We start from the raw sequence: 21,021 nt of genomic DNA, 5'->3' as shown, positions 1-21,021 counted from the left end.
AAATCCCGGAAGGAGAAGCGAATGAAGAAACTGATTAAAAATGTGACCGTGCTGACCATGGATGAGAAAAATACCATATACCGAAACGGCTATGTCCTGACAGAGGGAGGCCGAATCCTTGAGGCGGGGGAATGGGAAGACAGCTCTGAGAAAAATCTGCTTCAGGAGGGGGCAGAGGTGATTGACGGGCGGGGAGGAATCCTGCTTCCCGGGCTTATCAACACCCACTGCCATGTGTCTATGATGCCCTTCAGAACCCTGGGAGATGACTGCGCAGACAGGCTCAGACGCTTCCTCTTCCCTCTGGAAAACGATGCCATGACGAGACGCCTGGTTCGCCTGGCGGCCCGGTACGGCATCTGTGAAATGCTTCTGGCCGGTGTCACCTCCTTCGTGGATATGTATTATTTCGAGGACGAGGTGGCAGAAGCCTGCGAGGAGCTGGGCATGAGAGGGTGGCTTGGAGAGACAGTCATCGGCCAGAAAACCTGCGACAGCGGCGAGCCCTACGGAGGGCTGGCCTACGGGGAGAATTTTATCCGCCAGTGGAAGGACAGTGAACTGGTTCATCCCCTTATCGCCCCCCACGCCACCTACAGCAATACCCCTGAAATGCTGGTGAAGTCCTATGAGCTGGCGTGCAGATATGACACCCTCTATACGCTTCACTCCAGTGAGATGGATTTTGAAATGGAGCAGTTTAAGAGTCAGGGAAAAACGCCCACCGAATTTCTGCATGAGCTGGGAGTTTTAAGCCGCAGAACGCTGCTGGCCCACTGTGTCTATATGACAGAGCATGATATGGACCTGCTGGCAGAGACAGGGGCGTCTGTCGCCCACTGTATCGGTTCCAACACAAAGGGAGGACGGGCAGTAGCGCCAGTCCCTGCCATGCTTAAGAGAAAGATCCCTGTGGGGCTTGGCACAGACGGCGCCTCCTCGGGAAATACCCTGGATCTTTTTACCCTGTTTAAACTCTTTGCCGATTTCCAGAAAACGGCTTACCATGACAGGAGCCTGTTCCCGGCCGACGGCATTGTGAAAATCGGAACCATGGGAGGGGCTCTGGCCCTGGGAGCCGGACAGGAGCTGGGCTCCATCGAGGCGGGAAAAAAGGCAGATCTGGTGATAGTGGAAACGGATTCCGTCAATATGTTTCCCTGCTATAATCCCTATTCGGCTCTGGTTTACTCTGCCAATGCATCGAATGTGGACACTGTGATGGTAAACGGGGAGCTTCTGGTGAGAGGAAAGCAGCTGGTGAAGGCGGATCTTCAGAAAATCCGCAGAGAGCTGGAACAGGAGATGGGACCATTTATGGAAGCAGCTAAGAAGTATGAAGATATGCTCTAGTTTTGAAAGGATGGCCGCAGTGTCAGAGCGCGAAGGACAGCGTTCAGACACTGCGGCCATGTTTTTCTCAGACCTGTGGGGTTTCTGCTCCGCCGTTTTTATCGTTTCTGCTGCCCAAGAGCTGCCAGAAACTCCTCCTCAGACAGGGAGGCGCCCTGAACTTCCACGACGGCTGCGGCGATCCGGTTGGCGGTGCGGATGGCCTCTCCCATATCCTGCCCCAGGCTCAGGCATGCCATCAGAGTGCCGATGTGGGAATCTCCGGCTCCTATGGTGTCCGCAACCCGGGCCGGCTTTGAGGGCTCCAGATAGGAGAGGCCGTTTCGTTCGAGACAGTAGGTACCCTGTTCGCCCAGGGTGATGACAACCGTGTTCTTTGTCCGCTCAGAGAGGGCGCGGGCTGCATCTGTGACCGAAGAGCAGCCGGAGAGAGCGAAGGCCTCTGACTCATTGATATGGAGAATGGGATGGAGGGCGAAAATGCGCTCCGTTTTTTCCCTGCTGATCTGGATTCCTCTGGGGCCCGGGGCATAGAAGAGCTCCCGCTTTGGATGCTGCTCCAGATATTCAATCAGGCTGAGCCCGGTGGGCTCTTCAATTTCCAGCCCGCAGACATAAACCATGTCAAAGTCCGTATTCTCAAAGGGCTCCATCCATTTTTTGTCAAAGGTATATTCTGCTCCATGGCAGGACATAAAGGTTCTCTCCCCGCCCTTTTCTACCAGACAGTAGCAGCAGCCGTTTTCCCGGTCCGGCACATGGACGAAAACCTCAAAGCCCCGCTTTTTCAGCTCCTTTTCCACATATTCTCCGTAGAAGCCGGTGCCCACCGGGGAGATGAAGGTGAGGGGAGCGTTGAAAAGCCGGATCATGTTGGCCACATTGTAGGCGCAGCCGCCCAGGGACAGGGACTGGCCGGTGGGATGGATGTCCTCCTCCGTTCTGGGAAGGTGATCGATCTGGATGATAATGTCTACACAGGTGGAGCCGATCACGAGAATTTTTTTCCTGTTTAAGCGGTTTTCTCTTAAATCATCTGTATTTCTGTTCATCTATTTTCTCCTGATATATTCGCGAATTTCTGCACTTTGCCTGCCCTGTACTCCGCAGGAGGAACAGGGAAAACAGGCAGAAGCCGTTTTCATTATACACAATGATCCCGGATCTGTCATTTGAATCAAGAAAAAATAAAGCAGGCCGGCGAATGGACGGGATAGTAAAGGGCAGGGAAAAAATGAAAGTTTCTGTTAAATCCAGTGGCAGAAGGAAAATAAATATAGTATATTTATACGTGCAGACAAAACACTGAAAACAGAGAAAAGGACAGAAACGCGATGACAGAATATGAAAAAATGCTAAAGGGTGTTCTGTATGATCCGTCAGATGACTATCTGAGCCGTCTGAGAAGGGCTGCAAGGAAGGCCGCCAACCGCTATAACAGGACGGACGAGGACGAGGGCGCCACCCGCCGGGAGATTTTGGAGGAGCTTTTAGGCCATCTGGGCGCAGACACCTGTGTGGAGCCGAGTATCCGCTTTGACTATGGATGCAATACCTATATCGGCGATAACTGTTACTTTAATTTTGACAGCATTTTCCTTGACTGCGCGCCGATTCACATAGGAAATCAGGTGTTTGCCGGGCCGGGGCTGGCGCTTCTCACGCCGGTGCACCCGATGCTTGCCGGGGAGCGGAATGTGAGGACTGACCCGGAGGGGAGAAAATACAATCTGGAATACTGCCGTCCGATCACGATCAGGGACAATGTATGGCTGGGAGGAAGGGTGACCGTAAATCCCGGCGTCACGATTGGGCATGACACGGTGATCGGTTCCGGAAGCGTGGTGACCAGGGATATCCCTTCCGGCGTGTTTGCGGCGGGAAATCCCTGCCGGGTGATCCGGACTCTCTCAAAAGACGACCGGATGCCCCCGGAAATGTACGTGTAAGTGCCGGAAAAAGGTTCTGTGAAGCAGGAGAAGGAGGAAATGTCATGGAAGATGCAGAGATGAAAGATGCGGAGATAAAAAAATCAGAGATGAAAAATACCTCTGAGAACAGGGAGGATATGTATCAGAAGATTGCGAAAATGGCAGAAAAGGAGAGAGAGGAGCTGACGAAGATCCGCCGTGATTTTCACCGGTATCCGGAAACAGGATGGCTGGAAATGCGCACCTCCGCCAAAATTGCAGAGTATCTGAAGAGCCTGGGGCTGGAGGTGCTGACGGGAAAAAGCGTCTGCCGGGAGGGAGCCAGAATGGCTGTGCCGGACGGTGAAACGCTCAGAGAACACTTCGAGAAGGTAAAGAGCCAGGGAGCGCCGGAGGAATTTCTGACAGAGGAAATGGGGCAGGGCTACACGGGAGTCGTGGGGATTCTGCGCTGCGGCGAGGGGCCTGTGACAGCCCTGCGGTTTGACATTGACGCTCTGCCCATGACGGAGGCCTCCGACGAGGAGCACCGCCCGTACAGGGAAGGCTTTTCTTCTGTCAACCATGGGATGATGCATGCCTGCGGTCATGACTGTCATGGAGCCATCGGTCTGGGAACGGCGAAGCTGCTGTCAGGGATTAGGGACAGCCTTCACGGCACTGTAAAATTTTTGTTCCAGCCTGGAGAGGAGGGGACAAAGGGCGCCTACGCCATGGTGGAGAACGGGCATCTCGACGGAGTGGACTATTTTGCCGGAACCCATGTGGCGCCGGATGACAGGGAGGATGACGGAGATATTACGCCGGGAACCTACGGCTCTCTGGCCACCTGCAAGTATCAGGTTTTATTTCACGGACAGTCAGCCCATGCCGGGGGATTTCCGGAGGAGGGGAAAAATGCCGTTCTGGCTGCCGCCCATGCAACTGTGGGACTCTCAGGAATCGCCCGCCACAGCCAGGGAATCAGCCGTGTCAATGTGGGGGTCATAAAGGGCGGCAGCAACAGCAATGTGATAGCCGACGAGGCCATGCTGATTATGGAGGTGCGCGGCGAGACGACGCAGATTAACGACTATATGGACAAACGGGCAAGGGAGATCTGCCAGGCGGCCGCCGCTATGGAGGAATGTACCTGTGAGATGGAGCTTTTAGGCCATGCTCCGTCCCAGGTCAGCAGCCCGGAGTTAATTGAGCGGATTTCGAACATGGTAAAGGAACACCTCCCCCAGTACCGCGTCAGCAGCAACCCCAACGCGAGAAACTGGGGCAGCGAGGACATTGGATTTATGATGAACCGTGTCCAGGAGCAGGGAGGACAGGCCGTGTATATGAGAACCATGACGAAAATGGCCTCCCCGCAGCACACGGTCCGCTTTGATGTGGATGAGGAGGTGCTGGTAAAAGGAGTGGCTGCCTTTTCAGCGATTGTCTACGATTTGATGAAGTAGGCGGACAGAAGAAAAAGAAGGCCGGAGACTTCCAGGCAGGCGAAAGTGCACTGGAGTGCTCCGGTATCTGTCTGAAAGCTCTCTGTATCAGACGATAGAGGTATATCGCACTGGTTTTTCCGGTTTCAGCTCTGGACAGGTGAACACTGGAAATGCCGGCTTACTCAGAAAGCAGACATGGCATATTTTGCAGCCTGCGCCGCGCAGGCAGATGAAAAAGGAGGAAAGAGACAGGGGCAGCGGCCAGATTAAAAGAACAAATAGTTGAAAAAAACTTGCATAAACAGATTTTTTATGGTATTATATGACCTGTCAGAAGAATTAAATATTTGGGGATATAGCTCAGCTGGGAGCCCGGTTGAAGCGGTAAACAACCCCCGTACAGGGAACATAAAAATTAAACATCACAATCTCTCTTATCTGGGGGTATAGCTCAGCTGGGAGAGCGCTTGAATGGCATTCAAGAGGTCAGCGGTTCGATCCCGCTTATCTCCACCATCACCAAGAGATTGTGAACGAAAACCTCACTTCTTCGGAAGTGGGGTTTTTGCTTTATGCAGCGATGGCAACGATGTCCATGCCCATGCTGAACTGCTCAAAGTCAATGTTAAAGTCGATATGCAACTTGTAGTCCCGGTAGACCTCCACCCGCTTGATAAGGCAGTTGACGATCATTTTCTTTGCCTCCATGCTGGCGGTGTCGTACATATCAGCCCAAGAGATAATGTCATCGTATTGGGCGTTCAAGTGTTCCAGCACAGCCTGTCCTTCGTCATAGGCCAGTTGCGCCGCCTCAAGCTGCTGCTGAACTTCGAGACATTTTGTCTCACAGTCAGAAATCAGAGAGCCGAGCAAGTCCTGCGAAAAAGCACTTTCGCCGCGCAGGGATTTAATGACCTCGGCCTTCAGCATATTCAGCTCGGCAGATACTTTTGTATGTTCGGCCCGGATGCTGCGGAGCAGCGCTTTCCGTTCCTCCATCTTTTCTTTGTATCGGATATTGACGATCTCACTTTTGGGGACAGCTTTCATACGCTCAAAGATCTGTCGCACCACCTTATCAATGATGCCGTCAAGGGTATGTGCCGTGTACCCGGTCTGACCGTCACATTCCGTTTGCTTGCGGGTTTTGCCGTAGCAGATATACCGTACACGCTTTACAATGCGGTTTGGATCGTCCTTGCAGGGATAAGCCTTGCCGTTTGTGGTGAGTGAGAGCCGGGAGCCACAATGACCACAAAACACATTCCCGGCCAGCAGGGACTGGCCTCGGGTGTTGAGAGGAACACGGCGCTCCTGTTCGGCAGAATTGGCACGGGAAGTGCGGATATGCTGTGCGGCCTCAAAGAGTTCCGGCGGGATAATCTGCAAGTGCAGCAGCACTTGGGATCGGCTATCGCCGCTGCGGAGTACGCCGGTATAGGTGAGGTTGCAGATGATACCCCGGATGCTGGCGTGGTGCCACATCTTACCCGACCTTGCCCGATACCCGAGCTTATTCAGATAGGTGGCGATCCGCTGGGCTCCGTAGCCCTCATGCACATACTTGTCAAAGATAATCCGCACCACAGCGGCCTCGGCCTCGTTGACAACCAGCTCATAAACCTCATGCTTTCGCTTGTTGAAGCGGCCACTTTTTACGAGATCGTAGCCGTAGGGAGCAAGCCCGCCTTTGAAACCGCCGTCCTCGACAAGCTGGCCGAGGGCGGTTTTTGTGCGGATAGAAGTCTTTTCGCTTTCACCGTCAGCTTGCCAGAAGCGGATATAGTTGGTGAGTTTGTCGGTGTGGGTATCAAAACGCTGCTCACCCTCTTGGGTACTCCATACCCGGATGCCGTTCTTGACAAACCATTCCACCACAAAGGGCGTTTCGTCAGCGATACGCCCGATGCGGTCAAACATGAACACCAGCAGAATATCGAACTTGCCCTGCTTGGCCCGTTCTTTGATGATTTGGAGTTTGTCGCGGTTTTCGGCCCGTACCTTGTGGCCGGATACGCCGTCCTCCTGTTCTTCGTGAACAATCGTCCAGCCCATCTTTTCACAGAAGCGGTGGCACTCTCTGCGCTGCATGGGGATGTCGGCTTGGCTTTTATCGTCATAGTCCACTTGCTTGTCGGTGGACACTCTATACAAACAGTCAACGCGAGTTCCGATAAGAATGTTATTTTCCATATTGATCCGTCCTTTCATTTGTCATAAGGGCAAACCAAAAGAGCGAATCAATACGCGGGAGATATGAACTTTTCAAGGTACATAGGGGCTACCCCCACTATTATTATCGCTCCGATTGGGGTGGATTGCAAGGATGTCGCCGTGGGTATGCTTGGCGGCATTGTTGGCAAAAGAGGATAGCAAAATCTGTTTCACATGGCCGAGGGCCGTTGTGTTTCTGCTATCGGCAAAGGTAGCGGATATTTGATAACCGTCAATGGCGAAAGTGGTTAATTCTCTTGTGCGCTCCATAGATGACCTCCTTCACAAATGGCGTAGAACTGATTGATCCCCGTTGTCTGTTGGGGAAACACGAAAAGGCGGCACCCGCGATTGGGTGTCGCCCTTTTGCCTTTCTCCACATTGGGACAATTTGTCTCGAAGTTAGAATAAGGAGCGCCGCGCTCATTTTCTTGGCCCGTCATAAGACAGCTATACTCGGCGCGACGCTCCTTGCTGGGGTGGTGCGGCAGCTCCGGGGGACAGGCTGCCAGCCTGTCCACTCGCGGATCGTGGCCGTGGGGTGGCAAGTCCCCACTTGCGGCGTTGGTGTGGATCGCTCGTCCTCCGTGTTGGAGAAGTCCTGGCGCACCCGCCGCCCGGCTCCTCGCACTATGCCCGGAGCCGCCGCTATTCAGTTGTGGAGAGGATCAACTCCTCTCATATACCAAGGACATTTGGAAGATGTTTTTTAACCCCCTACATCAAACATTTTGCAAATATTTTTTCATGGACTTCAAACCCTGCTGGATAGATTTATGTACGGCGGCCACGCTTACGCCATCGGCCTCGGCAACCTCAGTCATGCTCTTGCCTTCAATGATACAGGCATCAATGCGAAGCCCCTGCGTTTCGGGCAAAGTGTTCAGCGCGTTCCACAGATCGCAGAAACGCTCCATGCGCTCCAGCAGCTCCTGCGGGGTCGGCTCGGAAAGGCAGGCAGAGTATTCGATCCCATCATCACAGTCGAGGGAATACTGTGCCTTATTGCGGATTATCCGCCGCTGGTAGGCAGCCTCATACAGCTTGTCGGCCCGCAGCTCGGCGGCCACTTCATCGGAAACTTCGATATATTCATCATGGGTGTGCCAAGAGTAAAAGTCCTTCAGATTGATAGTAGTCATTATATTTTCCTCCGTTCAGATTTTTGTTGTGGGTGGACGATCTGAACGGGGGATGGCGGGGATCGGCAGCCGGGGCCGCCCCTGCCTACCTCGGGACAACTTGTCCCAAGGTGGGTATAGAAAAACGCGCTCGCATGGCGTGATGCCACACAAGCGCGTGAAATGACATTATTCTTAATGTACTGGCAAATTTCGCGTCCAATGCCGGACTTGCCCGGAGGGGGAGCTACGCTTTTTTTAGCTGGTGAAGATCATGCGTACTATGAAAAAGCAAAATGAACACGACGATCCCTCCTCGGAAACCGCCGTGTTCCTCATAAAGTCGTCGTATAACGCGGCGGCTTTAATTGACAGCCGCCGAAAACAAAAGAGCCGATAATCCGCGCCTGAGGGCTAACGGGTTATCGGCTCTGCGTCTGTGCGTCTGGCTCTGTGATAACTAAAATCTTAAATTTTTCTACGCTGATTAAAGTTTCTTGTTTGCATTTAGGACAAAACAAAGGAAAGTTTTTCAGCTCAGTATCTAACCGCAGCTTGATACGAGTTTTACTGTTACAGACAGGACATAGCAGCCACTCGAAGCTATCCATATCGTTCATTTCAAATTTCCCTGAGCGTCCAAACTTTTTGAGCTGTGATAACAGAACCAATCGCAATTATCATAGCCAATAGGAAGAACGAAAACTGTATTCCACTTATTGCCACTGTGTAAACATCGAAGAATTTTAATGGCGTTAAGCAGTACAGCATTGGAGCTTCAAGATATTCGGCGGTGATGCTGATGCCATAAAAGAGCAATAATATTCCCGCGCCTATCCGAACAGCCCCTTTATAGGTTCTCGTCAGGCTGGAGGCCAGAAGCGTGATTGCAAACAAAGTCAACCCTGTCAAAAACAGGCCCAATGTGGTGGTAAAAGCAGCGTTTCTTTGCTCTAAACCGCCTAGCGGTAAAATGGCGGTAAAATAATTACATAACCCGCTGAATACCGCAAGTGCAAGCAAATTACATACACAGGCAACTGCTTTGGCACAGACAACCTTGTTGCGACCCACTGGTTTTGTAAATAGATATTCTGCCGTTCCCTGCGCCTGTTCTTTCGCTACACACGAAACACCGAGATAGACCGCATAGCTGTTGGTTAGCATCGTGACCCAATAATACATACAGCCATACCAGCCCAAAGCAGAAGTCAGATCACCGCTCACACCAAACATAGCTTTCAGAATTTTCGGAAAATTCGATATTAGCCCTGTCAGCTCATTGAGGCTTTCCTTTAGTGACAAATACTCAAAGTAAGCGAAGCCACACAAAATCAAGACAATTCCCATCCAGATCAGCAGTAGTTTTCTTGTTAAGCGCAGCTCGTTTTTCACTAACGCCTTCATTCGTTTCCTCCTTTACACAGCCAACGCAATATCCCGCTTCAAGATTTTCCAGTATGCCAGCAGCGCAAACCCAAACAGCAGGAGCAGATACCAGAGCATATAGTCCCATGAATAAGTTCCAGCATTGTGGATTTCCGCTGGACTGAAAAAAGAAAACGGCGATAAAAAGCCGATTGCCCGGATATTGACAGTCCTCGAAAAAGAAGTGATACAATATTCCACAAACACAACCAATCCGGCTGTCAGAAGTGGGGAACGATTATTGGGGTGAAATATTCCAACCATCAGTCCCAATAGTGCAAAAAAGAGGGAGATGAGAATAAACGAACCTGCCACCAAGAAAAATTCCCCGATGGGAAATCCGAAACGGAACAGAGTCATCGTTAGAAATGAAGTCGCCAGATAAAAAATCCCTGTTACACATATTCCGGCAAGCGCACATAGCAGCTTTCCCATATAAATCTGTTTCCGTCCACAAGGCTTTGTGTATAAGTATTCAGCCGTATTTCCCGTACACTCTTCTGTATGTAACGACAGCCCCAAGTGCATCCCGAAAATCCCCCCTGCAACCATAAAAAAGCCTGTGAGGAACGAGTACATACCAAGTGGCTCCATCAATAGCTCCAGAGAAATACCAACCGTTTCAAAAAAGCCTCCCTGTGTAAATTCCACAGGCAAAGTTTCCACCGTTTCAATCATGCCATAATACACTGGCGTCATGGAGAAGATACAGACCGCAAGAGTTGCGGCCCAAATCAGAATATATTTTCGTTTTCGTTTCCATTCAAATCGAAAAATCAACATAACGACCTCCTATTCGTAGTAGTGGAGGAATACTTCTTCCAATGACGGTTCCTCAATTAAAATATCCTCCAGCTCCAGCCGATGAAGCTGGTTCATAATCATCATAACTGGTCCGCTGAACATAAAGGATACAGAAGTCTTGCTCTTGTCCCACTCTAAATTAGCCGTACCGGGAACAGAAAAGAAATCCTCTGGAATGGCGCTTTTTGCTGTCAGCGAGATTTTCTTGTATCCGTTTTCCCGCAGTTCCTTCATGGATTGAACACTGATCAGCTTCCCCTCCCGCAGAATGGCTACACGGTCACAAAGTCTTTGCACCTCACTCAAAACGTGGGAGGACAGAAAAATGGTCACACCTCGTTTGTTTTCTTCTTTCAGAATATCATAGAAAGCCTGCTGGATGAGCGGGTCAAGGCCACTGGTAGGCTCGTCCATAATCAGCAACTTCGGAGAGGGTAACAGAGCCGACACAATGCCAACTTTTTTCTTGTTCCCTAAAGACAAATCGCCAATTCGCCTGGATAAGTCTAAATTCAACCGCTCCGCTAATTCTTCCATCCGGCTGTGGGCATTCACACCATAGAGTTCTGCTGTGTAGAAAAGCATTTCTTTTACTTTCATATTGTTGTAGTAACAGTTTTCGCTGGGAAGATACCCCACATCCTTTGCGATACGGGCGGGCTCCCGACTACAATCTAACCCAAAGATAGAGGCTCCTCCGTTGGAGGGTTTCAGCAGGCCCATTAGAGTACGGATTGTGGTAGATTTTCCTGCTCCATTGGGGCCAATAAAGCCGAAAACCTCGCCTTGTTCAACAGTAAAGCTAATGTTTTCAATTCCTCGATGTTTTCCATAGCTTTTTGTAAGTTCGTTTAGGACAATTACCGGCTTGCTCATGGCAAATATTCCTCCTTGTAAAAGTTGTGTTTCAACATATCTAGGATGTTTCGAAACTCTTTCATCATGCTGTCATAATCCACTCCACTTTCCAACTGAACGGACATACCCTTTGCAAGCATCATAAGCATCTGAAACACTAATTCTGCATCCTCCGGGTGTCTGAATTTTTTATAATCCCGCTCATGCAGAACAAGCGATGCGATATATTTTTCATTTGCTTCTGAAAATATGGCACTTTTCAATTCAGGCGTTGGTTCCACTGCCACACTTGCAATAAACGACGCAATATGCGGGTGCTTTTTTAAGATTTCCACTTTCATAACGCTGGCTTCCCATACACGGTCAAAGAAATCCGTAGTTTCCTCCAATGCACTCGTGTTATAGGCTTGCTTCATTTGGGCAGCGCAGTAATCAAATAAATACTGGTAAAGTGTCTGCTTATTTCCAAAATACTGGAATATAGACGCCTTTGAGATACCTGCCGCTACCGCAATATCATTGATTGACGTTTTTTCATATCCATGTCTTGCGAAACAGGCAAGCGCCGCATTACGGATTGTTGCCTGTTTCTCCTGTGAAAGCGCTAATAATTTTTCCATTACTATTCTGCTCCTTCAAATAACCGAATCGGTTATTTGTATACAGTGTAACATAAATAACCGAATCGGTCAAGACGTTTTGCGCTATTTTGAGAGGAGCGCACAAATGGCAAGCAGGGCAAGTGTAGCCACACTTGCTATTTTTGCATCCCGTGGGGGCTGCAAAAACGCTTGTTGGGGAGCCTCCCCAAACCCGGCACTTTGGGACAAGTTGTCCCGAAGTCTGTTGTCTGCGTCACCGTTGCTTATCGCTCCTGTTCCTTATTTTTGCGCTCGTCCGACAGGCCGAGCAGATGATCGATATTCGCCTTGACCGCCACGGCCTCCCGCATTTCCTGCTGGGCCGCCCGGTACTCGGCATAGAGGGCTTTTTTTCGCGCTGCAAGTTTGCGGCGTTTTTCTTTTAGCGCGTCCATCTTCGGGAGCTTTTCACCGTCCAGCAGCTCATTGAGTGCCGCCTTCGCTGCCCGGTAGTCGGCCAGCTCCGGGCCATGCTCGGCCAGATATTTCTTGCTGTACCGGGCCGCCTTGTACCCCTCGAACACAGGCCGGGACTTGGCGTACTGCACCACAGCCTCCATCAGCGCGGAGGTTTTGGCGAGGTCAGCCTCGGTCTGACGCAGTTCCCCGGCCAGCGCATGAAACCGCTGGGCCGTTCCGTCAGCTTGCGCAGCGAGCTGGTCATACTCGGTGAGCTGGTGCTCCTGCAAAAACATGAGGGCTGCTGCCATCTGTTTGAGGTTATACACCTTGGCCCACCGTTCATAGGCCGGGCCTTTGCCGGAGCGCAGACGCTCCTGTATATCCACAATGAGATTGACACGCCTGGGCGTGGGAGCCGCCGCATCGTGGATATGCGGGACGGGTCGTTTCCCGGCAATCACGGCTCGAATGTTCTCGGGATCGTAACCTTCCCCAAGGGTGGATGCCCGGAGCCGCGTTGCCCGTTCCTGTCCGGGAACAAGGAACGAGATCACACCGCCGCGCCCATGCTTGACCGCATACCCGGACTCCGCCATGAGCCGCAGAAAGTCGGCAAAATCGGCGGGGCCTTTTGCGAGAGCATCGTTGATGGCAAGGCGCAGCCTTTCTTTATAAGAGGGCTGGCGCTCGGCTCCCAGCCATGCCCCATAGTGAAGAAAGCGGCCCTTGCTATGTAGCTTGGGATTGAGGATCACGGACAGGTCATTTTCCAGACACACCCGATCCGAGAGCCGCCGCACAGCGCGGGCCGAGCCGATGAAATCCCGGAACTTCCGGGTACAATCCAGCGAAGTAGAATTGTAGTAAATATGGTTATGGATATGCTGGCGGTCTGTGTGGGTGGCAACGAAAAAGGCGTACTTGCCCTTCGTCCAGCGCATCGCCGTTTCGTAGCCGATGCGATTGGCCTCCTCCGGGGTAATCTCTCCGGGCTTGAACGCCTGCCGGATCTGATAGCACAGCACATCGGCATCCCGGCGCTGCTCCCGGCCCGTGACAGCCCGGTACTTTGCCTTGCTTAACAGGAACTCCGCATCGGCGGTCATGTGGTCGCAGGCATAGGAAGAAATCAACTCGCCACCCTGCGTCTTATCCGGGTTTTGTCCGTATTCAAACCGATCCTTCAGCGATTGCGCGATAGTTTCTCCCTTGCTGATTTTGTGCTTTTTGAGATAGGTCGTTGCCGTAGGCAGCCCTCCTTCCTGTAAGAAAAACGGCGGCTGTGTTCAGCCGCCGTCATGCTACCTTGGGACAAATTGTCCCGAAGTATCAGCCTGTGATGAAGCCCCGCAGAGCAAAGTTGAGATTGTGCAGCTTATCCACCAGCCACTCCGCGATGGCCGGGATGCCATAGGGAGAGATCAGAAACGCAAGGACAAGGAACACGATCCCGCCCAGCGTCTGGCCGCTGATGAACAGGGCCACGGCAAGCAGGGTCAGCACCACACAGGCCACAACGAAAACCGCAGTTGCCATACAGAACAGAAAAGACACCACGGCGGCCAGAACGGTGAGCACCACCACAAAGGGGGCGGCAAGGATTTTCAGAACGATCATAAGCGGCTACCTCCTGTAAAAGTTGATGGGTTTCCTCCTACCAATATTATAACTCCGCCCATATAAGCAAACAAGGATGTCGATGGCCGGGCTACTTTGGGACAAAATGTCCCAAGGATTATATCTCAATGATGCGAATTTCCTTTTCGTTTGCCTGTGCAAAACGAATGGTGTAAAAAGTGCCGCCCGTGGATCTCCCGTCATAAACGGCAATTACCCGATCCGAGGAAAGTACCATGTAGCGGTTGCGTTCATGGTAGCATTGGCGATTGGATTTTTCAGACTGAACATACACGCGATCACAACAAGCAAGCAATTCTTGAAACAAGGGAGATTTAGCATTGATACGGTTTCGATATGGGAGCGCGGCCTCCAACTGCAAACAGCTATTTTGTTTCTTTTCCGCTGCAACTATGGCGGCAAAAGTGAGATCAACACCATCGGCAAACCCGGAGATAAAACGGGTATATCCCGCTGCAATCGCAGCCAGCACTTCTTTCCGTAGTGCTTCTTCCACATACTGCTCCTTGCCGACTGGCACATCACGATGGCCTGTTACACAACAAGTTTTCTCTCCCATTATCCAAACCTCTTTTCTGAAATTGCCCCGCCTTGGTATGGGCAATATTGCCTATCACGCTTTAGGTCAATTATAGGCAATAATGTTTATATAAGCAAGCGTGAAAGGAGGTAGGCCGGATGATCTCATACGCCCCATTGTGGGAAACTATGAAGCGCAAAAATGCAACCACATACACTTTGCAGGTCAAAGGGGAGATCAGTAGCTCCACGGTGCGTAGGCTGAAAGCGAATGAATCCGTTTCTACCAACACGCTGGATGCCCTTTGCAGAATACTTGATTGTGAGCTTGACGACATAATCGCATATTTGCCCGATGAAACAGAATAATGCGGGGAGCAAGGTATAAACCTGTGCTCCCCGCGTTTTGTTATAGCTCCACCACCTCCGACAGCTTTTTAATCAGAACGGACAGCGGCCCCCACAGGTCTGCATAGTCCTTTTGCAGCGCAGCGATCTCCGAGGGGTAGATGCCGTAGGTATTGGCATGGATCGCCACTTGGTTGAGGTTGTTTGCACACCGCCGCTGCAAGGACACCAGCTCCCGCACATCCGCAAGATCAACATGGAGCACATACCCATTGAGGGCCATTTTCCGCATATATGCTCCCATATTTTGAATACCCGCCTCGGCCATGCGCTCATAGATCAGCTCCTGCTCCTCGGGCGTTACCATGACATTGAGATGGACGCAGCGACGGCGCTTTTTCGTCAACGCTCCTCGCGCTCCCTGCTGCGGCGTTTGGGCGGGATCTCCCGCACCTTATCCAGCGGCTTTTCCTCGGGCGGGAGCACCGGGGCCGGGCCGTTGTTCAGAATACCGTCGATCATATTATAGTTCTGCTCGGTGGTGAGTTCCGCGCTTTTCAGCGGGTCATACTTTTCGGGCATAGCGATCCTCCTATCTGTCGCCCCTGTCGGGGGTAGTCTTTTTCGGGGCAGCGCGGCCCCGGTCAGCCTCGGCCAGCTTTGCGGCCTCTTTCATCTGCTGGGCAATCGTGCGGGGCTTGACCTCCTGCACCTTATACATCCGCTTGTAGTCGGCGGCTCGATCCTTGAAATCCTTTTGAGCCGATGCCTCGTCTGCGTGGTAATGGCCCCAATAATAATCCCGCCGCCCGTTCTCTTCGGCAAACTGCCATGTGACAAAGGGAGCCGGGACTTTGGGGTTTCCATGCTCCGCGATGGCAAATCCCCGTTTGTTGTCAAAGAGAACGGACTCGCGGATCACATATCCGGCGTTTTTCTCCACGGTACACCTCCTTCAAAAAGTGGAAAGTATTTTGCGAAAACAGGGGTGGGGTATGAAATGATACACCCCACCCCACAAGCGGCCCCGAAAAGCCTTGATACAGGCGGTTTTTTCGGGCCTAATTTTCCACGGGTCAGCGCCTTGTTTTACGCATATAATCCCGCTTCTGTTTTCGCAGGGCAGTAGCGGAACAGGCCGCAGAGCAATACCGTGTCCGGCCATCCGGGAGGAAAGGTCGCCCACAGATCGGGCAGGGCCGCGTTTCCGGGACCGGGCCTTCGGCGGTCAGCGCCGCCTCCAGCACCGGATCATTGGGCAGAACGGCATCCCGGAAGTAGCGGCAGTAGGCTCCCGTCCAGCATTTCCCCAGCATATAACAGGGGCCGTCCAGCGGTAAGCACCCATACTCCCGATCATAGTTCGCACACAGGGAAAACACCAGCTTGCGGATCGCCCTCTTTTCCTCGCGGGTCAGTTCCCGGCTCATACCTCGTCCTCGTCCCAAGGGGGCGTATCGTCCTCGAGATCGTCAAAGGCATCCAGCTCGTCCCCGTAGTCCTCCTCAACCGCTTCTGTGGCCCGCTGCTGCTTGGGGCGGTAAACCTTGAAATACCAGCCAGCACCGCCGCCCACGGCGGCAATCGCCAAAATGAGCAGGATCGTACCCATATTGCCGTCTGTGTCCTCGGGCTGCTCCGGCTCGGGATCGTCCACAGGCTCGGTGTCCTCCACCGGCTCGGGCTCCACGCCCACGCACTCGGTCATGTTGGTGGCGCATACGGGGCAATCGGTGTTGATGGCCCCGGCCATGCACTTATCCGTACAGGCACAGGCGGGGACTTCCATCCCGGCGGCTTCCATAGCAGCCAGCAGATCGGCCTCGTCCACAATGCTGAAAAAGTATGTTTCGTACTGTTCGCCGTCCTCGTCCACGGGCTTATCGTAGTCAATGACGATATAGAATGTATTGCCGCCGCTGGTCTGGACGGTGATAAACTGCTTGTTGGTGTGCTCGTCATAGAGCAGATCGCGGGTGACAAGGTTGCCCTCGTCAGAAAAGCCTACCCCCGGCTCGGTGGTGGGGGTAGGCTCCTCCAGCCCTTCCCACTGGTCGGTAGGCTCGATGTACTCGTCACCGCCCCCGGCATGGGCCGTCACGGTAAAGCCGCACATGAACACGGCCACGCAGAGCGTCAGTAAAAGAACACGCAGCTTTTTCATTCCGCAGCCACCTCCTCGGACTTCGGGACATTTTGTCCCAAGGTTTTCCCGGCCCGGAGCTGCTGGAGCACCAGCGGCAGCTCCGCGAGAGGGATGCTCATGCCGCGCACGATGTCCACGATCTCGCTGTTTTCAGCCTCCACCTTGCGCTGTTCCAGTTCTTTCAGTTTGGTCTGCTGTTCCGCGATTTTGGCCTTGACCTTTTCGATCTCGGCTTCGATTTTCGCGCTTTTCGTAGTTGCCATAGATAACCTCCTTCACGATAACCGCCCGTAGGCGTAGAAATGAGACTGCCAGTAGCTTGTGTTGAGATTGGCATACCCGATGGGATCGCCACAATGGAGCATCCAGCCATCGCCCACATAGATACCCACATGGGAAACGCCGGGGGTATCATAAGTCCCGGTGAAGAACACCAGATCGCCGGGGCGGGGTGAGCTGGTGCGGCGGCTGATGTTATACAGCCCCTGCGCCCCCAACCGCCCAAAGTCCCAGCCGCATTGATTGTAGACATAGGACACGAAGCCGGAGCAATCAAAGGATGTGCTGGGCTTGTACCCACCCCATACATAGGGATAGCCGATATATTTCTCGGCCTCCTCCAAAATGGCGGCAAAGGTTTCGTCGGCCAAATACGCCTCCGGGATCTCATGCTCCACGGGATCGGCGGTGTACTTTGCCACATAGGGGGACGATGGAAACAGGTCTGGACGGTTGCCCAGCGCCGACATATACAGGGCGTACCGGGAGAGCTGATCCTCGCCCATAATGTAGATGGGCAGATGGGACAGGTTGAAGTTTTCCAGCGTCACGGTGCAAATGTAGTAATCGTAATAGACCCGGTATGTGTCGGTATGGGTGTTGCCCTCTTCGTCCGTCCATGTGTCCGTTTCGAGGTAGTAGCGGCGCTCCGTCACCACCGTTTCCGTCAGAATGTACTGCTTTTCAAAGAGCATTTGCAGCGTTCCCTGTACCTCGTCCACCGTCCACGCCCCTTCGTGTATGGCGCTGATAATAGACAGCAGCACATAGGGATCGTGTTCAATGTCATCCAGCTCAAAGTGGTATTCGTCATAATCGTGAGTGCTTTCGTAGCTGTCCAGATAGTCTTGCAGCTCGGCCTCCAGCCCGCAGTAGGCGGCCTCGGCCCCGCGCAGATCGGCATCCTCGGCGGCATAGGTGGACGCGCCGATGGCCCCCACCACGCCGTTGCCAATCGTCACCGCAGAGGACATACACGACTGCATGAGCACCAGCAGCAGAAAACAGGCAAGGAACAGCAACACCCCCACAGGATGCCGCTTGACAAAGGCCACGGCCCGGGCCGCCAGCTTTTCCGTTGTGACCGCCGTTTTCTCTGCGGCCTTGGCCGTCTGCTTTGCAGCCTCCCGCGCTTGCTTTGCGTATTGCCGCTTGATTTTCTGCTTTTGGATATACCGGGACACCGCGCCGCCCTTTTGCATTTCCGGGTGGGCCTCCACCGTGGCCCGGTACTGATAATCCGCCGTAGCCTTGATGTGCCTGGACTCGGCCTTTTGCACCGCTTTGGCCGGGTGCTCCCGGATTTGCTTTTTTACATACCGGGATGTGGAGCGCAGGGCGGCCTCACCGACCAGCTCGGATCGGTGGGCGCTTTCGGTGCCGACATTCTCATGCTCTACCTCATATAGCTTGCCATGCACATACCCATGAACGGTTGCACCCGCCGCCCGGCCCGCCTTTTTCACGGGGCCGGACTTTTTCGGCGGTTTCTGCTTTGCCAGCTTTTTCTTGGCCTTATCCAGTTGTTCGCCGCGCTTTTCCATACGCAGCTTGGACTCGGCGGTTTGCTCCTGCTGGCTTTTGGCTCTAAACTTGCTTTTGGGGGACTTTGGGACTTTTTGTCCCGAAGTGGCCCCGCCCTTATTCGTCCTTTCGCTCATGGGCCATATCCTCCGGGCGGGTGGTCAGCAGATTGTAAATCTCACCCTTGGGGAAACGATCCACAAACGGGATGGTCACGGAGCCGTAGAACAGCAAACCCTCGCCGGAATTGCTATGGGTGATATAGGAGAGCTGATGCTCGGAAATGCCGAGCTGCTTTGCGAGGATCGCCCGGTCACTTTGGGCCTGTGACAGCAGGATCATAAAGTCGGTGTTATCCAGAATGGCCTCGATTTCCCGGCTTGCCAGCAAGTCCTTCACATTCTGCGTCAGCGCCGAGGGGACGCAGCCCTTTTTACGGAGCATCTTCCACACGGCCACAAAGTAGCTGGCCGTCAGCGGATCGCGGAGCAGAATATGGAACTCATCAAAGTAGCACCAAGTAGCAAGGCCCTCGGCATGGTTGGTGTTGACAGCCGATGTGACAAACTCGTTTGTAATGTGCATGGCGATCTTGCGGAGGTTTTCGCCCATGCCTTTCAGAACGATGCACACCACACGGGCATCCGTCTGGACATTGGTGGGGTGGTTGAACAGGTTGAGGGAGCCTGTGCAGTAGAGCTCCAGCGCCGTTGCCACACGCCGGGCCTCCGGCTCCGGCTGTTTCAGCAGTTCCTCATACAAGTCCTGCAGCAGCGGCATATCCCCGCTACCGATCCCCAGCGCCAGCTCCCGGTAGACCAGCCGCACACAGCGGTCAATGACCGTCTTTTCGATGGGCTGCAAGCCCTCCTTGCCGCCCACGATCAACTCGCACAGGGACAACAGGAAGTCGGCCTTCATGGACAGGGGGCTGTCCTCGTCATTGGTGGATAGCTGGATGTCCATAGGATTGATATGGTTGGGGCTGTCCGGGGCGATCTCGATGACCTGTCCACCCAGCCGCCTCACCAGCGGGGCATATTCGCCCATCGGGTCTACCACCACGATCCTGTCGCTGGTGGCAAGGAACACATTGATCAACTCTCTTTTTGCCGCAAAGGACTTGCCCGATCCCGTGGAGCCGAGGTACATTCCGTTGGCCGATTTCAGCTTTTTGCGGTCAGCCATGATGACATTATGGGAAAGGGCGTTCATGCCGTAGTACAGGGCCTGTCCGTCCATACGCAGCTCACGGGTCATAAAGGGAATAAAGATCGCCGTGGAGCTGGTTGTCATACCGCGCTGGATCTCAATGCCGTTGTACCCCAGCACCAGCGAGGACAGGAAACCCTGCTCCTGCTGCCAGTCCAGTCTTTTCAGAGCGCAGTTGTATTTCTGCGCGATGCCGGACACGGTAAATACATCGTTTTCCAAACGCTGGCGGCTGGGCGCAAGGTTGATGACGGTAAAGGTCAAAAGGAACATTCGCTCGTTGCGGGATTGCAGATCGGCCAGCAGCTCTGCCGCATCCTTGGAAAAGGTAATGAGGTCGGGGGGCAAAATCTCCATATCGTACCCGGCCCGGACAGCCTTTTTCTGTTCCTCGGCCTTCATGCGTCCAATATCGGAGATTTTACCCTTGATGGTTTTAATGGCCTTGAGCTGATCCACCGTCTGAACATGGAGCGTCACCGTCAGCTCGGCATCCAGCTCCAAGATTTCAGCCAGCAGCTTATCCGACATTTCCGACGCCAAAATCTGCAAGTAGGACGCAGCTCCCCAAGACTGGCCCACCCGGAATGTACGGCTCTGCCGGAAGTCGAAGCTGTCCGGGGCAATAAAGTCTTTCGTACCCATGCCAGTTCTGGGAATATCCTTCCACGCAAATCGGAAAGGCTCCCGACTGCCGGGGTGGAGCTGCCCATGCAAGGCGGCCAGCCGATCCCGGCCATCGAGGGGCCGGGACTGTACCCCCAGCCGCTTGAAGTTGCCCATCACATCGGCCTCTACACGATCCAGACGGGGCCGGGCCTCGGCCACGCTGCCAGCGGGCAGACCAAAGGTGATGTATTTGGAGCGTTCAATGCCGTTGTTGCTTTTGGCAATCTGGCCTTTGAGCATATCCACGAACTCGCCCCGGATGCTGTTGAACGCATCCTGCTGGGCCGGGATATTCACCTTGTAACGGTGGGTAGACCGGGAACGCCGATTGACGAAAGAAAGCTGGAACGGCAAGGAACTGTCAAAGTAATTGAGGAATGAGCTCCAGCCGCCAAAGATAGCAGTCTGATCCTCGGTGGACGCAACGGCATAATTGATGTCCTCATATTCCACCGTTTTCGTGTAAAGCCCGCCGGGGAGCTGACAGATGCCGTCCGGGTGCAT

General features: G+C 53.3%; 24 protein-coding genes and 1 tRNA gene. 5 read left to right on the top strand and 20 right to left on the bottom strand.

Going from position 1 to position 21,021, the window contains the following annotated elements; genetic code table 11:
• Positions 1-21 precede the first annotated feature (21 nt).
• A complete protein-coding gene (locus DW757_RS06595; RefSeq protein ID WP_118751317.1) occupies positions 22-1,353 on the top strand; it encodes an amidohydrolase in 1,332 nt (443 codons plus the stop codon).
• Between the two features lie 98 nt (positions 1,354-1,451).
• Here DW757_RS06595 and DW757_RS06590 read toward each other — a convergent pair whose 3' ends face one another.
• Positions 1,452-2,405 (bottom strand): PfkB family carbohydrate kinase, encoded by a 954-nt coding sequence (locus DW757_RS06590; RefSeq protein WP_118751316.1) that lies wholly within the window; start codon positions 2,403-2,405, stop codon positions 1,452-1,454.
• Between the two features lie 282 nt (positions 2,406-2,687).
• On the opposite strand from DW757_RS06590, the gene DW757_RS06585 reads away from it, so the two are divergent.
• From DW757_RS06585 to DW757_RS06570, 3 genes are all read left to right on the top strand, one after another.
• Complete coding sequence (locus tag DW757_RS06585; protein ID WP_118751315.1) at positions 2,688-3,302, top strand: sugar O-acetyltransferase; 615 nt, start codon at positions 2,688-2,690, stop codon at positions 3,300-3,302.
• A 44-nt stretch (positions 3,303-3,346) separates the two neighbouring features.
• Entirely contained in the window at positions 3,347-4,732 is a 1,386-nt protein-coding gene (locus DW757_RS06580) for an amidohydrolase (protein ID WP_118751314.1), read from the top strand.
• 422 nt (positions 4,733-5,154) lie between these two features.
• Positions 5,155-5,230, top strand: a tRNA-Ala gene (locus DW757_RS06570).
• A gap of 54 nt (positions 5,231-5,284) precedes the next feature.
• Here DW757_RS06570 and DW757_RS06565 read toward each other — a convergent pair.
• From DW757_RS06565 to DW757_RS06510, 11 genes are all read right to left on the bottom strand, one after another.
• Positions 5,285-6,907: a recombinase family protein gene (locus DW757_RS06565; RefSeq protein WP_015574134.1), complete on the bottom strand. Its 1,623-nt coding sequence runs from the start codon at positions 6,905-6,907 to the stop codon at positions 5,285-5,287.
• 72 nt (positions 6,908-6,979) lie between these two features.
• The gene (locus DW757_RS06560; RefSeq protein WP_015574135.1) at positions 6,980-7,198 is read right to left on the bottom strand and encodes a hypothetical protein; all 219 of its coding nucleotides are present in this window, start codon (positions 7,196-7,198) and stop codon (positions 6,980-6,982) included.
• A 452-nt stretch (positions 7,199-7,650) separates the two neighbouring features.
• A complete protein-coding gene (locus tag DW757_RS06550) occupies positions 7,651-8,070 on the bottom strand; it encodes a sigma-70 family RNA polymerase sigma factor (RefSeq protein ID WP_015574136.1) in 420 nt (139 codons plus the stop codon).
• A gap of 401 nt (positions 8,071-8,471) precedes the next feature.
• Positions 8,472-8,660: a cysteine-rich KTR domain-containing protein gene (locus DW757_RS06545; protein ID WP_117508171.1), complete on the bottom strand. Its 189-nt coding sequence runs from the start codon at positions 8,658-8,660 to the stop codon at positions 8,472-8,474.
• Positions 8,661-8,670: 10 nt separating this feature from the next.
• The gene (locus DW757_RS06540) at positions 8,671-9,456 is read right to left on the bottom strand and encodes an ABC transporter permease subunit (RefSeq protein ID WP_015574138.1); all 786 of its coding nucleotides are present in this window, start codon (positions 9,454-9,456) and stop codon (positions 8,671-8,673) included.
• A 12-nt stretch (positions 9,457-9,468) separates the two neighbouring features.
• Positions 9,469-10,260 (bottom strand): ABC transporter permease subunit, encoded by a 792-nt coding sequence (locus DW757_RS06535; RefSeq protein ID WP_015544018.1) that lies wholly within the window; start codon positions 10,258-10,260, stop codon positions 9,469-9,471.
• Positions 10,261-10,269: 9 nt separating this feature from the next.
• Positions 10,270-11,157, bottom strand: a complete 888-nt coding sequence (locus tag DW757_RS06530; RefSeq protein WP_015574139.1) for an ABC transporter ATP-binding protein — start codon at positions 11,155-11,157, stop codon at positions 10,270-10,272.
• Complete coding sequence (locus tag DW757_RS06525; protein ID WP_087384499.1) at positions 11,154-11,759, bottom strand: TetR/AcrR family transcriptional regulator; 606 nt, start codon at positions 11,757-11,759, stop codon at positions 11,154-11,156. The genes DW757_RS06530 and DW757_RS06525 overlap by 4 nt, the downstream gene beginning before the upstream one ends.
• A gap of 245 nt (positions 11,760-12,004) precedes the next feature.
• Entirely contained in the window at positions 12,005-13,369 is a 1,365-nt protein-coding gene (locus DW757_RS06520) for a relaxase/mobilization nuclease domain-containing protein (protein ID WP_071429069.1), read from the bottom strand.
• Between the two features lie 142 nt (positions 13,370-13,511).
• Entirely contained in the window at positions 13,512-13,799 is a 288-nt protein-coding gene (locus tag DW757_RS06515; RefSeq protein ID WP_015544968.1) for a CD1845 family protein, read from the bottom strand.
• Positions 13,800-13,917: 118 nt separating this feature from the next.
• The gene (locus DW757_RS06510) at positions 13,918-14,379 is read right to left on the bottom strand and encodes an SLOG family protein (RefSeq protein WP_015574141.1); all 462 of its coding nucleotides are present in this window, start codon (positions 14,377-14,379) and stop codon (positions 13,918-13,920) included.
• Positions 14,380-14,498: 119 nt separating this feature from the next.
• On the opposite strand from DW757_RS06510, the gene DW757_RS06505 reads away from it, so the two are divergent.
• Positions 14,499-14,708 (top strand): helix-turn-helix transcriptional regulator, encoded by a 210-nt coding sequence (locus DW757_RS06505; protein ID WP_015544970.1) that lies wholly within the window; start codon positions 14,499-14,501, stop codon positions 14,706-14,708.
• A 40-nt stretch (positions 14,709-14,748) separates the two neighbouring features.
• Here DW757_RS06505 and DW757_RS06500 read toward each other — a convergent pair whose 3' ends face one another.
• From DW757_RS06500 to DW757_RS06465, 8 genes are all read right to left on the bottom strand, one after another.
• Positions 14,749-15,054, bottom strand: a complete 306-nt coding sequence (locus DW757_RS06500; protein ID WP_347559970.1) for a plasmid mobilization relaxosome protein MobC — start codon at positions 15,052-15,054, stop codon at positions 14,749-14,751.
• 35 nt (positions 15,055-15,089) lie between these two features.
• Positions 15,090-15,269, bottom strand: coding sequence for a DUF4316 domain-containing protein (locus tag DW757_RS06495; protein ID WP_015544971.1), 180 nt, complete (start codon positions 15,267-15,269; stop codon positions 15,090-15,092).
• A 10-nt stretch (positions 15,270-15,279) separates the two neighbouring features.
• On the bottom strand, positions 15,280-15,630 hold the full coding sequence (locus DW757_RS06490) for a hypothetical protein (protein ID WP_022131682.1): 351 nt from the start codon (positions 15,628-15,630) through the stop codon (positions 15,280-15,282).
• 133 nt (positions 15,631-15,763) lie between these two features.
• Entirely contained in the window at positions 15,764-16,117 is a 354-nt protein-coding gene (locus DW757_RS06485; RefSeq protein WP_015544972.1) for a cysteine-rich VLP domain-containing protein, read from the bottom strand.
• Complete coding sequence (locus DW757_RS06480; RefSeq protein WP_015574142.1) at positions 16,114-16,851, bottom strand: DUF4366 domain-containing protein; 738 nt, start codon at positions 16,849-16,851, stop codon at positions 16,114-16,116. Before DW757_RS06480 ends, DW757_RS06485 begins: the two co-directional genes overlap by 4 nt.
• Positions 16,848-17,096 (bottom strand): DUF4315 family protein, encoded by a 249-nt coding sequence (locus DW757_RS06475; RefSeq protein WP_015574143.1) that lies wholly within the window; start codon positions 17,094-17,096, stop codon positions 16,848-16,850. The genes DW757_RS06480 and DW757_RS06475 overlap by 4 nt, the downstream gene beginning before the upstream one ends.
• Before the next feature lie 12 nt (positions 17,097-17,108).
• Positions 17,109-18,773 carry a C40 family peptidase gene (locus DW757_RS06470; RefSeq protein ID WP_015574144.1) on the bottom strand — a complete coding sequence of 555 codons (1,665 nt, stop codon included), beginning with the start codon at positions 18,771-18,773 and terminating at the stop codon, positions 17,109-17,111.
• A complete protein-coding gene (locus DW757_RS06465) occupies positions 18,754-21,021 on the bottom strand; it encodes a VirB4-like conjugal transfer ATPase, CD1110 family (protein ID WP_341455966.1) in 2,268 nt (755 codons plus the stop codon). The genes DW757_RS06470 and DW757_RS06465 overlap by 20 nt, the downstream gene beginning before the upstream one ends.

The sequence above is a fragment of the Clostridium sp. AM29-11AC genome (assembly GCF_003480545.1).
Taxonomy (GTDB): Bacteria; Bacillota; Clostridia; order Lachnospirales; family Lachnospiraceae; genus Otoolea; species Otoolea saccharolyticum_A.
This window is presented reverse-complemented; position numbering and strand designations above follow the sequence as displayed.